Here is a 12,780-nt window from a genome sequence, read left to right on the forward strand (position 1 = left end):
CTTAGTGATAATGGCGGCCGGGATCGGCTGCACCCGCAGAGCGTCGTTGCCCGGCATGACGTTGTGGCGCTCCGAGTAGCCGATCAGTACGCGGAAAAGCGCCGTGCTCGGCAATGAACTGCAGGAGCTCCAGATAGGTGCGCCGGCTGTGGTGCATCGCAGCGGTGCGCAACTCCTCAACCAATGACGCATCAGCCAGGGCCTGCAGCAGGCGCTCATGGCTGGCGCAAAGGTTTTCGGCAGCCTCCTCCGGCTGGCCGAGCATCAGGTGCAGGTCTGCCAGGTTGTGATGGGAGATGACGAAGGCGGCGACCGCCATGTCGTGGTCGGCCCAGCGTCCGAACAGCACCTGAGCCTCGGCCAGCGCCTGCAGGTAGAGTTCGCGCGCCTGTACCCAGTCGCCCTCGACGTAACAGCGATTGCCTGCCTCAATGGTTCTTTTCCAGTGCTCCATTGCCTGACCTCCTCGCACACGGCGGATGGTGGCGACCTTAAAGGCCGCCTTCGGTGAGCTTCTCCGGATTGAGCAGTTGTTCCAGCTGCTGCCGCGACAGATCGGTGTTCTCCAGAGCAACCTCGATGATCGGTCGCCCCTCGCGGTAAGCCTGCTTGGCAATATCGGCGGCCTTGAGGTAACCGATGATCGGATTGAGCGCAGTGACCAGGATCGGGTTGCGATCCAACGCCTCCTTGAGCTTCGGCTGATTGACTTTGAAAGTGGCGATGGCGCGATCAGCCAACAAATGGCTGACATTGCTCAGCAGCTGGATGCTATGCAGCAGGTTGTCGGCCACCAGCGGCAGCATCACGTTCAGCTCGAAGTTGCCGGACTGCCCAGCGATGGCGATAGCAGCGTCGTTGCCGATCACCTGAGCAGCGACCATCGCCGCCGCCTCCGGGATCACCGGGTTGACCTTGCCCGGCATGATCGAGGAGCCCGGCTGCAACGCTTCCAGCTCGATCTCGGCGAGACCGGCGAGCGGACCCGAGTTCATCCAGCGCAGGTCATTGGAAATCTTCATCAGCGACACCGCCACGGTCTTCAGTTGACCGGAGATGGCTACAGCGGTGTCCTGCGAACCAATCAGCGCGAAGAAGTTGGTGCCGGTGCTGAAGGTCACTCCGCTCAGCGCACTCAGCTCGCGGCAGAAATGCTCGGCGAAGCGCGGGTGGGCATTGACACCCGTACCCACGGCGGTGCCGCCCTGCGCCAGCGCCTGCAAGCTCGGCTGCAGGGCGCGCAGGTGCTGGATATTGGCCTGGATCTGTTGGCCCCAGCCATCCAGCACCTGGCTCATGCGCACCGGCATGGCGTCCATCAGGTGGGTACGCCCGGTCTTCACGAAGGGCTGCACTTCCAGCGACTTGTCGCAGAGCACAGTCAGCAGATGGCCCAGCGCCGGAAGCAGACGCTCGTTCAGCTCGATGGCGGCGCTGACGTGGATGGTGGTGGGAATGATGTCATTGCTGCTCTGCCCGCAGTTGACGTGGTCGTTGGCGCCGACCTTGTCGCCGAGGATGCGGCTGGCCAGGGTGGCGATCACCTCGTTGGCGTTCATGTTGGAACTGGTGCCGGAACCGGTCTGAAAAACGTCGACCGGGAAGTGCGCCATGAAGTCGCCCTCAAGCAGCTGCTGGCAGGCCGCGACGATGGCATCGCCCTGGGCTGGCGAAAGTTGTTCCAGCTCGACGTTGGCCCGCGCCGCGGCAGCCTTGGCCAGGATCAGCGCACGGATGAAGGCTGCCGGCATACGTTGCCCGGACACCGGGAAGTTGTTCACCGCACGCTGAGTCTGCGCGCCATACAGCGCCGTCGCCGGCACTTCCAGCTCGCCCATGCTGTCGCGTTCGATGCGGGTGTCATTCATAGGGATGTCCTTCTAATGGCTCGTTGAATGAGAGAGATGGCGACAGGTTCAGGGTCGCTAGCCGGTTGCGCAGGCGGATGTGCGTGCGCTGCTGTTCGAGGTCGTGGGCGAGATACTGCAGGCCATGGAGTGGTCGCCAGGCGCGGTCGAGGCAGAGGTTGCGCCAGTGCCAGGGCAGCGCCACATCGCTGGCCGTGTCCAGCAGCAACTCCAGGGTCAGTACAGATAGCTGCCAGGGCTCTATCCGCCCCTGGGCGGCCAGTTGATGGCCGTGGAACTCGTGCTGGTCGAGCAGGCGCGGCTCGTCTGGTAGCAGCGCGCAGCGAATGCGGAAACCTTGCCAGTGCCAGCAATCGAGACAGGGGGTGAAAAATGGAAAGGACATGGGCGTCCACTCTGACCGAATAATGATATTTATTCTCGATTGAGAAGAATAATCAATACACAAAGAGTAGGGACTAACCTTTCGACGGGCATGAAAAAGCCCGGCGTCCTAGGGCAGAGCGCCGGGCCTGGCTGGGCGGCAGCGGTGATCAGCTACCGGCGACGGTCATCCGCTCAATCAGCACCGAGCCGGTGCGGATGTTGCCGCGCGACTCAAGATCGCTGCCAACGGCGACGATCTGGCGGAACATCTCGCGCAGGTTGCCGGCAATGGTCACCTCCTGCACCGGGAACTGGATCTCGCCGTTTTCCACCCAGAAGCCGGCGGCACCGCGCGAGTAGTCGCCGGTCACCATGTTGAGGCCTTGCCCCATCAGCTCGGTGACCAGCAGGCCGCGTCCCATGCGACGCAACAGCGCCTTCTGGTCCTCCGCGCCATGGCTGACGAACAGGTTATGTACACCGCCAGCGTTGGCTGTGCTGGGCAGGCCCAGCTTGCGCCCGGAGTAGGTACCCAGGATGTAGGACACCAGCTCGCCGCCGGCTACGAACGGCTTGGCGTAGGTGGCCAGGCCATCGCCGTCGAAGGTGGCGCTACCCATGGCTCTTGGGATGTGCGGGCGCTCGTCGAGGTTCAACCATTCGGGGAACAGACGCTGACCCAGCGCGCCCTCCAGGAACGAGGAGTGGCGATACAGGTTGCCGCCGGAAACGGCGGCGAGGAAGTGGCCAAACAGGCCGGTGGCCAGTTCCGGCGCAAACAGCACCGGCACCTCGCAGGTTGGCACCGGGCGCGCGCCGAGGCGCGCCACGCTGCGTTCGGCGGCCAGGCGGCCGATCTTCGCCGGGTCGGCCAGCAGCTCGCCTTGACGATTGACGTCGTACCAGTAGTCGCGCTGCATCTGCCCGTCGCCCTCGGCGATCATCACGCAGCTCAGGCTGTGGCGGGTACTGGCGTAGCCGCCGACGAAGCCGTGGCTGTTGCCGTAAACCCGGCAGCCCTGGTGGGTACTGAGGCTGGTGCCATCGGCGTTGCTGATGCGTTTGTCGGTGGCGAAGGCCGCCGCCTCGCAGGCCAGGGCCAACTCCACCGCCTGCTCCGGCGCAATCGCCCAGGGGTGGTAGAGATCCAGTTCGGGAAGTTCACGGGCCATCAGTGCGGCATCGGCCAGGCCGGCGCAGCTGTCTTCCGATGCATGCTTGGCGATGGCCAGGGCCGCCGCCACCGTCTCGTGAATCGCCGCCTCACCGCTGGCCGACGTGCTGGCCGAGCCCTTACGCTGGCCGACATACAGGGTGATGCCGAAGCCCTGGTCGCGGTTGAACTCGACCGTTTCCACCTCGCCCTGGCGCACCGTGGTGGAAAGGCCCTGCTCCATCGACACCGCCACTTCGCAGGCGCTGGCGCCCTGGCGGCGCGCCTCGGCGATGATCTGTTCGACCTGCGCCTGCAGGTCCGGCAGGGCCTGCGGGCCCACTGCTTGTGCTGAACTCATGTTGCACTCCAACGACGGGCGGCCGGTCCGCTGCGGACAGGCCCTCCCTGACTGGTTATCATGGCGGCGTTTCCATTCGGACCGCCCCCATGGCTGATTCATACGACGAAGACTTCTCCGGCGAGAAGAGCAAGACACAGATCAAGCGCGAGCTGCATGCCCTGCAGGATCTCGGTGCTCGCCTGACCACCCTCAAGCCCGACCTGGTCGCCAAGCTGCCGATCACCGACGGCCTGCGCAAAGCCCTGGCCGAGGCCCCGAAACACACGGCCAATGCCGCCAAGAAACGCCACGTCCAGTTCATCGGCAAGCTCATGCGCGACCAAGACATCGAGGGCATCCTTGCCCTGATCGACCAGGTCGACAGTTCCACCCGCGAGTACAACGAACGCTTCCACGCCCTCGAGCGCTGGCGCGATCGCCTGATCACCGGTGACGACACCACACTGGAAAGCTTCGTCGCCGACTACCCGGAAGCCGACCGCCAGCACCTGCGCAGCCTGATCCGTCATGCCCAGCACGAGGCGGCGCGGAACAAACCGCCAGCCGCTGCGCGCAAGGTCTTCAAGTACATCCGCGACCTGGACGAAGTCCAGCGCGGCCTGCGTTAAACCTTCCCTCCGGCCCGGATCACCGGGCGCGTACCGCGCCGGCGCCTCAGGCGCCGGTGCCACCCACGGTGATCGCGTCGATCTTCAGGGTCGGCTGGCCGACGCCCACTGGCACCGACTGACCGTCCTTGCCGCAGGTGCCCACACCGCTGTCCAGGGCCAGGTCGTTGCCGACCATGGACACCTTGCTCATCGCTTCCGGGCCGTTGCCGATCAGGGTCGCGCCCTTGACCGGCGCGGTGATCTTGCCGTCCTCGATCAGGTAGGCCTCGCTGGTGGAGAACACGAACTTGCCGCTGGTGATATCCACCTGGCCACCGCCGAGGTTGGCGCAGTAGATTCCGCGCTTCACCGAGCGGATGATCTCTTCCGGATCGCTCTCGCCGGCCAGCATGTAGGTGTTGGTCATGCGCGGCATCGGCAGGTGCGAGTAGGACTCGCGGCGGCCATTGCCGGTCGGCGCCACACCCATCAGACGTGCGTTGAGTTTGTCCTGCATGTAGCCCTTGAGCACGCCGTTCTCGATCAGCGTGGTGCACTGGGTCGGCGTGCCTTCGTCGTCCAGGCTCAGCGAACCGCGACGACCGGCCAGGGTGCCGTCATCGACTATGGTGCACAGCTTGGACGCCACCGACTGGCCAACGCGGCCGCTGTAGGCCGAGCTGCCCTTGCGGTTGAAGTCGCCTTCCAGGCCGTGACCGACCGCCTCGTGCAGCAGCACGCCGGACCAGCCGGCGCCCATCACCACCGGCAGGGTGCCGGCTGGCGCGGGGACCGCTTCCAGATTGATCAGGGCCTGGCGCAGCGCCTCACGCGCGTAGCCCATGGCGCGCTCTTCGCCGTTGCCGTCCTGTTCAAGGAAGTAGCGGTAGTCGCTACGCCCGCCGCCACCGTGGCCGCCACGCTCGCGGCGGCCATTCTGCTCGACGATGACGCTGACGTTGAAGCGCACCAGCGGACGGATGTCGGCCCCCAGGCTGCCATCGCTGGCGGCCACCAGCACGTGGTCCCAGACACCGGCCAGGCTGACGGTGACCTGCTTGATGCGCGGGTCGAGGGTGCGGGTGAATACGTCGATGCGCTTGAGCAGCTCGACCTTCTCGGCGCGCTCCAGCACCTCCAGGGGGTTGTCCTGACCATACAGAGCGATCACCGCCGGGCTGGCGAAGGCCTGCACGCGGCCCTGCTGGCCGGCGCGGGCGATCGAACGGGCGGCGCGGGCCGCCTGGCTCAGGGCCTCGGCATGGATAGCGTTGCTGTAGGCGAAACCAGTCTTCTCGCCGGACTGGGCGCGCACACCCACGCCCTGGTCGAGGTTGAAGCTGCCTTCCTTGACGATGCCGTCCTCCAGCACCCAGGACTCGGAGACCTGGCTCTGGAAGTACAGATCGGCCGCGTCGATGCCAGGGCCGGCCAGTTCGCCGAGAATTGCCGGCAACTGCTCGATGGTCAGGTTGCCGGGGGCCAGCAGGTGGCCGCTGACGCGGCCGAGGATGTCGCTCATAACTGCTCCGTGGGCGCCGGACCGGGCTCGGCCGGCGCAATGAATCGTCTGTGTCGTGCCACCGGCATGCGCTGGCGCACGGCCGCCTGCTCGGCGGCATCGCGTTCGGCGAGCAGTACCGCTTCGCCTTGTGTCTGTTCGGCCAGTACCCGCCCCCAGGGATCGATGATCGCCGAGTGGCCGAAGGTCTCGCGGCCGCCCGGGTGCGTACCGCCCTGTCCCGCCGCCAGCAGGTAGCACTGGGTCTCGATGGCTCGGGCGCGGGTCAGCACCTGCCAGTGGGCGGCACCAGTGACGGCGGTGAAGGCCGCCGGCGCGCTGATCAGTTCGGCGCCAGCCTCGCGCAGCCGGCTGTACAGCTCGGGGAAGCGCAGGTCGTAGCACACGCTCAGGCCCAGGCGCCCCACGGGCGTCTCGGCCACCACCACCTGCTCGCCGAAGGCGTAGTCGTCGGACTCGCGGTAACGACCGCGGCTGTCGGCCACATCCACGTCGAACAGGTGCAGCTTGTCGTAGCGCGCCACCCGCTCGCCATGCTCGTCGACCAGCAGCGAGCAGGCATGCGCCTTGGCCTCAGGCCGGGCGTCCGGTGGCAGGGGAATGGTGCCAGCGACTATCCACAACCTGAGGTCGCGGGCGGTCTGTTTCAACCAGGGCAAGATCGGGCCGGTGCCGGCGGCCTCGGCACGACCGAGGTCAGCCTGGTCGCGGCGGCCCATGGCGGCGAAGTTTTCCGGCAGTACGGCGAGGCGCGCACCGCGCTCGGCCGCCTCTGCGAGCAGGCAACGGGCGGCGGCGAGATTGGCCAGGACATCGTCCTGGCTGACCATCTGGATTACGGCGAGGGACATGAACGCCTCCTTGCCTGCATGCTACCGCAAGTCGTCCGAGCTGGCCTCACCGAGGTTTCTCGAACGGCTTGTCGAAGCTGATCTCGGGCTCGTGCCAAGGCCCTTTGACCGTGTACTGCACGCTGGCGAAGCGGGCCACACGATCACCCAGCAACTTGTCGACCACGAACAGCGCGCCACCTACCGCCGGCGCGCCGACGATCAGCGCCGCCAGCGGCAGATTGTTGGTCACCGGCAGGGTCACCAGCAGCTTGGCATCAATCTGGTCGCGGGCCATGTCCAGCGTGCCGTCCAGCTCCAGGGTGCTGGACGGCCCGACCACCCGCAGCGGCTCGCGGGTCACGAACACGCCGCTCTTGCCGACCAGTAGAGTCTTGGTGGTGTCGTAGCTGAAGCCCTTGCCAAGCAGATCGGAGAAATCCAGGCGCAAGCGGCGGCTGATGGAGTTGAAGTTGAGCAGGCCGAATACGCGCAGAGCCGAAGCCGAGCCCTGTACCTCGACGAACTGCCCCTTGCGCAGGCTGGCGTCGAGGCGACCGGACAGGCGCTTCATGCTGAACCATGCCGGTGAGCCGGGCCATGTGGCATCCACATCCAGACGGAAGCGCTCACTGGTGGCGCTGGGGGCATAGCCCCAGGCGCTGAGTACATCGGCCAGGTCCTTGCCTTCCAGCCGGCCCTTGTACCAGCTGCTGCTGGCACCAGGCGCCCCCTCCCATCCGGCACTGCCGCCGAGCTTCAGGCCCTTGAGCTGCAACGACAGGTCGCTGAACTGCGCGCCGTTGGCCGTGGGCCGGGACTTGAGCGACCAGGCGCCGACCAGGTCATCGCCCTGCATGACTTTGGCAATGCGCACATCAAGGGCAGGAATCTGCCGTGGATCGACGGCGCCCAGCAGGTCCGGCTTGTCCGGTTCGTCGGCGGCCTCCTCGCGGCGCGGCTCGGCGGGCGGGAAGCTCAGTCGTGCCAGATCGAGGACGATGGGCGCATCCTTGCCGTCCGGCAGTAGCACCTGACCCTCCAACAGGGCGCTGTTCAGCCCCAATTGCCAGCCGGTATCGGCCCGCGCCAACTGAACACCGAGATTGTCGACCTGAGTGCCGAAGCCGTTGAAGCGGCCGATGGCCAGGTCGGCGCCACGGAACAGTCGGCGATTCTGCCCGTCACCGGCCAGCCCGACATATGGCTGAGCCGCAGCCTGCCAGGAGTTCCAGTCGAGCTCGGCGATGCGCCCGACGACCCGTACTCCCTGACCGGACGGAAGCGTCGCAGGCTCACCACCCAGGCGCAGTTCTCCGCGGCCCTGGAACGCCTGCCCCGTCGGGGCGGCGAAGGCCAGGCTGGCGACATCGGCATAGTCGAACCAATAGCGGCGCTCGCTCCCTTGCAGAGTCATGCGCCAGGTGGCGTTGTGCGACTCGACGGCTGCCTTCGCGAAGGGGGCAGGCAACTCCACAGCCAGCCCCTTAAGATCGGATTCGATGCGCAACTGACTGTCATCCCCCCCCAGCGCCAGATCGAGTCTGTAGGGGATTTCACCCTTGAGCGGCAAGGGCTGAGCCAGACCGAGCCAACCGGTGAGCTGGGGCAGAGGAATCTTGCCGCTGGCCTCTATGCGGGTGCGCGCATTGCCACGCGAACCCTCGGCCAGGGCACGGCCGCGCACGGCGTGGCCCAGCGCATGGGCGCGGATGTCCGGGGCGCTAAGACCGCTAGCCGTATTGAAGCGGAACGCACCCTTGATCTGGCTCAGGGCCAGCTTGGGCGTACTGATCTGCAGCTGCGCGCCCTCGGTGGCAAAATCCACCTGTACCTGGGGATTCTGCTGCCCCTTGGCCAGTGGTATGTCCAGCTTCAGCCTACCGCTCAGCGGACCCGTGCCCTGCCAGCCCGCGAAGATATCGGCAGTACCGATCGGTGCTTCCTGCAGAATTTTCAAGGCATCCGGCAGGCTGCTCTCCAGCTCACCATCCAGTGCCAGGCGTGGGGGCTGCCCCGGCGGCGCCCTAGGCACATTGACCAGCACGTCATGGACGCGGCTGTCGAGGATACGCGCCTCGGGAACCCGTACATCGACGCCATCGTCCTCGATCAGTACTTCGCCGCGTGCATCGCGCAATACCGGCCAGCCAGGCTGGAAGGCCAGTTCGGCACCGTCGACCAGGAAGTACAGGCTGATGCTGCGGGAGGTATCCGGCGCTCCCTTGGCCAGCGAGCCCTGGTATTGGAACCAGCCATCGTCGATGTGGCCAGCACGAATGGACTCGTTCAACCACTCACCCAGGGCCGGGCTGAGGCCCGGAGAGCGGGTCGGCAGGTATTTCTTGGCTTTGAGCGCGTCGCCGTCCTGCAGGCCTACGCGCAGGTCCATGTAGTCTTCCAGCGCCGGATCTTTCAAAAGCCGGACCATGAAGTCGCCGGCGATACGCCCCTCCTCCCCCACCACCTGCAGATAGGGGCTGTACAGGGTGAAACCCTCGTCGCTCAGTTTCCAGCGCAACGTGGCGCCTGCCTGGCGGTAGTGCCACATCTCCGGGAACAGGGTGGGGAAGTGCAGGCCGAAGTTCTCGCTGGCGGCCAGCCCCTCGCCGCCACCCAGGTCGCCGCGCACACTACCGCTGGCATTCTCCACCGCAGGCACGCCATGCCAGGCACCAATGCTGACCCGGTCAAGGTTGCTGGAGAACTGCACTCGGCTGGTATCGGTCAGCTGCGGCAGGTAGTCCAGTTGCAGGTTACGCAGCACACCGCGTGGCCGCAGCTCGGTAACCGCCTCCGCGGCAATCTCTGAGAGAGGCGCCAATGCCAGGATCACCGGGGTCAGCGGCGTCAAATCAAGGTGGTCGGCGGTCAACTTCCAGCGTTCAACCTGCCCCCCAGCATCAAGCTGCTGGGTCAGCGCCAACTGAACCTCACCCCAGCGGGTCTCCCCCAGGCTCATGGCCAGGGCATCGACCAGCAGATCGAAGCCATCGGCACGTCGCTCGAAATAGGCGCTCAAACCCAGGTCGCGGACCTGCACGGCCTGGTGCGTGGCAAGGGCGCCCTGAATCTCTGGCGCATGCATACGTGCAGCACCGCGTTGTACCTGCCCCTGAGCCCACTGCAGCCAGAATTCGCCGCCAGCCTGGGCCTTGCTCAGTTTCCAGTCACGGGTCAGCCCTCTGGGCAACCACGCCGCCCAGTCGCTCTGCGGAAGGCTGAGGTAGACGTCGGCGCTGCTGGCACGCCAATCCTGGCGATCGAGGCGTACGCGCAGATTGAACGCCAATGGCTGGCCGTCCGGCAGCCGCAGGCGTCCATCCAGACGCTGGCGCACGCTGCCGCTGCGCAGAGTCAGATCGATGTAGGTAAGGCTCTGCGGTGGCTGATCGAAGGGTTCGAAGGTCAACTGGCTGCCCAGCAGGGAGACCTTGTCGAGCATGCCCAGAGCATCGATCAACTTCTGCGGATCGATTGGCTTGGCTGGCTCTCGCCTCGGCAGGCCCTCGACCGCCCAGCGCCCTTCGGCATCCTGGCGCAGGCTCAGCTGCAAGCCCTCGACCTGGAGGTTGGCAATGCGCGGCGCGCGCGCCAGCAGGCTGGCCAATACGTCCGGCACCAGCCGCACCTGGTCCAGGCGCACAACACTGGCGCCTTCGCCGACCAGCACGTCGTGGGCGGTGAGTACAGGTGCCAGGCCACGCAAGTTGCCTTCCAGGCTGCCGATGGCGAGCGGCATATTCAGCGCAGCAGCGGCCTTGGCCTCGACTTCGTCACGGTACTCGGCCACCAGCGGCACCAGCTCGCGCCCCAGGCTGACATAGAGCGCGGCCAGCACCAGAACCAGTGCGCACAGGCCCAGGCCCCAGCGCAGCAACCTGGCCAGCAGGCTAAGCAGGAAGTTCATTCAACGCGCCGAATCAAAGCAGCACCACATCGTACTGTTCCTGGGAATACATGCTCTCCACCTGGAACTTGATAGTACGACCGATAAAGGCCTCCAGATCGGCGACGTTGCCCGATTCCTCGTCGAGCAGGCGGTCGACCACCTTCTGCTCGGCCAGCACCAGATAGCCTTCGGCCTGGTAGGCGCGGGCCTCGCGCAGGATCTCGCGGAAGATTTCGTAGCAGATGGTTTCCGGAGTCTTCAGCTTGCCGCGGCCCTGGCAGCAGCTGCACGGCTCGCACAGCACCTGTTCGAGGCTTTCACGGGTACGCTTGCGGGTCATCTGCACCAGGCCCAGCTCGGTGATACCGATGATGTTGGTCTTGGCGTGATCGCGCTCCAGCTGCTTCTCCAGGGTGCGCAGCACCTGGCGCTGGTGCTCTTCATCTTCCATGTCGATGAAGTCGATGATGATGATCCCGCCCAGGTTGCGCAGACGCAGCTGGCGGGCAATGGCGGTGGCCGCTTCGAGGTTGGTCTTGAAGATGGTCTCTTCGAGGGTGCGGTGGCCGACGAAGGCGCCGGTGTTGACGTCGATGGTGGTCATCGCCTCCGCGGGATCGACGATCAGGTAACCGCCGGACTTCAGTGGCACCTTGCGCTCCAGGGCGCGCTGGATCTCGTCCTCGACGCCGTACAGGTCGAAGATCGGCCGCTCGCCGGGGTAGTGTTCCAGGCGGTCGGCAACCTCCGGCATCAGCTCGTCGACGAACTGGGTGATCTTGCCGAAGGTTTCCCGCGAATCGATGCGAATCTTCTCGATCTTCGGGTTGACCAGATCACGCAGGGTGCGCAAGGCCAGGGACAGGTCTTCGTAGATCACCGTAGGCGTCGCTGCGGTCTTCATCTGCGCGGCAATCTGTTCCCACAGGCGCCGCAGGTAGCGAATGTCAGCGAGGATCTCGTCGGCCCCGGCGCCATCGGCGGCGGTTCTGAGGATAAAGCCGCCGGCTTCCTCAATGCCTTCGGCGGCAACGCAGTCGGCCACCACCTGCTTGAGGCGCTCGCGCTCGGCTTCGTCTTCGATCTTCAGGGATATACCGACATGCGAGGTACGAGGCATGTAGACCAGATAGCGCGAGGGAATGGACAGGTGGGTTGTCAGGCGCGCGCCCTTGGTGCCGATCGGGTCCTTGGTCACCTGCACCACCAGGCTCTGGCCCTCGTGGACCAGAGCGCCAATGGACTCCACGGCACTGCCTTCCCGGGTCGATATCTCGGCCGCATGAATGAAGGCCGCTCGCTCCAGGCCGATGTCGACGAAGGCTGCCTGCATACCCGGCAGCACCCGCACCACCTTGCCTTTGTAGATATTGCCGACGATGCCACGCTTCTGGGTGCGCTCGACATGCACCTCCTGCAGCACACCGTTTTCCACCACCGCCACGCGCGACTCCATCGGCGTGATGTTGATCAGGATCTCTTCGCTCATGCGTCCTACTCTGCGCGTCGCGGCGGCTGGCCCGGGGCTGCGCCACTCTCTCTGTTGTAGGCTGGCAGGTCAGGCCTGCCAGCACGGAATTCCGAACTCCTCCAGCAACTGCGCGGTCTCGCACAGCGGCAGGCCGACCACGGCCGAATAACTACCTTCGAGCTGACTGACGAACACCGAGGCCAGCCCCTGAATACCATAGCTGCCTGCCTTGTCGCGCGGCTCACCAGTGTCCCAGTATGCCTCGGCTTCCCCATGGCGCAGCCTGCGAAAGCTCACCCGGCTGATTACCACCAGCGACTCGATCCGATCACCACTGGCCAGCGCCACGGCGGTGAGCACCCGATGTTCACGACCGGACAACGCAGCCAGCGTAGACAAGGCATCGTCGCGGTCGTTCGGCTTGCCGAGAATACGGCCGTCGAGCACCACCGCCGTATCGGCACCGAGCACCACGGCACCCGCCGACGGCTCCAGCGCCGCCAGACCGGCCATGGCCTTCTCCCTGGCCAGGCGCTCTACATAGCGCTCCGCCGGCTCTGCGGGCAATGGTGTTTCATCAATGGAGGCGATTAGCGTGACGAAGGGCACACCAATCTGCGCCAGCAGCTCGCGCCGGCGGGGGGAGCCCGAGGCTAGGTGAAGCGTGGCCATGCGAGCATCTCCTGTCAGATGGTGGTGGGGATTGGCGGGCGGTGCAGATAGC

General features: G+C 65.7%; 10 protein-coding genes. 1 reads left to right on the top strand and 9 read right to left on the bottom strand.

What is annotated here, in order from left to right; translation table 11 throughout:
- Nucleotide 1 precedes the first annotated feature (1 nt).
- The 4 genes from IB234_RS19885 to pmbA all read right to left on the bottom strand — a co-directional run bounded on the left by IB234_RS19885 (nucleotide 2) and on the right by pmbA (nucleotide 3,748).
- Nucleotides 2–454 (bottom strand): hypothetical protein, encoded by a 453-nt coding sequence (locus IB234_RS19885; protein WP_225580715.1) that lies wholly within the window; start codon nucleotides 452–454, stop codon nucleotides 2–4.
- Between the two features lie 37 nt (nucleotides 455–491).
- A complete protein-coding gene (locus IB234_RS19890) occupies nucleotides 492–1,868 on the bottom strand; it encodes a class II fumarate hydratase (protein WP_192321214.1) in 1,377 nt (458 codons plus the stop codon).
- Nucleotides 1,861–2,253: a FagA protein gene (locus IB234_RS19895; protein WP_192321216.1), complete on the bottom strand. Its 393-nt coding sequence runs from the start codon at nucleotides 2,251–2,253 to the stop codon at nucleotides 1,861–1,863. Before IB234_RS19895 ends, IB234_RS19890 begins: the two co-directional genes overlap by 8 nt.
- 148 nt (nucleotides 2,254–2,401) lie before the next feature.
- A complete protein-coding gene (gene pmbA / locus IB234_RS19900) occupies nucleotides 2,402–3,748 on the bottom strand; it encodes a metalloprotease PmbA (protein WP_192321218.1) in 1,347 nt (448 codons plus the stop codon).
- A gap of 89 nt (nucleotides 3,749–3,837) precedes the next feature.
- Here pmbA and yjgA point away from each other — a divergent pair, with 89 nt between their 5' ends.
- The gene (gene yjgA / locus IB234_RS19905) at nucleotides 3,838–4,359 is read left to right on the top strand and encodes a ribosome biogenesis factor YjgA (protein WP_192321220.1); all 522 of its coding nucleotides are present in this window, start codon (nucleotides 3,838–3,840) and stop codon (nucleotides 4,357–4,359) included.
- A gap of 46 nt (nucleotides 4,360–4,405) precedes the next feature.
- Here the strand turns inward: yjgA and tldD are convergent, their stop codons facing one another.
- From tldD to IB234_RS19930, 5 genes are all read right to left on the bottom strand, one after another.
- Nucleotides 4,406–5,863, bottom strand: coding sequence for a metalloprotease TldD (gene tldD, locus IB234_RS19910; protein ID WP_192321222.1), 1,458 nt, complete (start codon nucleotides 5,861–5,863; stop codon nucleotides 4,406–4,408).
- Nucleotides 5,860–6,714, bottom strand: coding sequence for a carbon-nitrogen hydrolase family protein (locus IB234_RS19915; protein WP_192321224.1), 855 nt, complete (start codon nucleotides 6,712–6,714; stop codon nucleotides 5,860–5,862). Before IB234_RS19915 ends, tldD begins: the two co-directional genes overlap by 4 nt.
- A 46-nt stretch (nucleotides 6,715–6,760) precedes the next feature.
- Nucleotides 6,761–10,603 (bottom strand): YhdP family protein, encoded by a 3,843-nt coding sequence (locus IB234_RS19920; RefSeq protein WP_192321227.1) that lies wholly within the window; start codon nucleotides 10,601–10,603, stop codon nucleotides 6,761–6,763.
- Between the two features lie 13 nt (nucleotides 10,604–10,616).
- Nucleotides 10,617–12,074 carry a ribonuclease G gene (rng, locus tag IB234_RS19925; RefSeq protein ID WP_192321229.1) on the bottom strand — a complete coding sequence of 486 codons (1,458 nt, stop codon included), beginning with the start codon at nucleotides 12,072–12,074 and terminating at the stop codon, nucleotides 10,617–10,619.
- Between the two features lie 69 nt (nucleotides 12,075–12,143).
- Complete coding sequence (locus IB234_RS19930) at nucleotides 12,144–12,728, bottom strand: Maf family protein (RefSeq protein WP_192321231.1); 585 nt, start codon at nucleotides 12,726–12,728, stop codon at nucleotides 12,144–12,146.
- Nucleotides 12,729–12,780 lie beyond the last annotated feature (52 nt).

The sequence above is a fragment of the Pseudomonas sp. PDM16 genome (assembly GCF_014851865.1).
In the GTDB taxonomy this organism is placed as follows: Bacteria; Pseudomonadota; Gammaproteobacteria; order Pseudomonadales; family Pseudomonadaceae; genus Aquipseudomonas.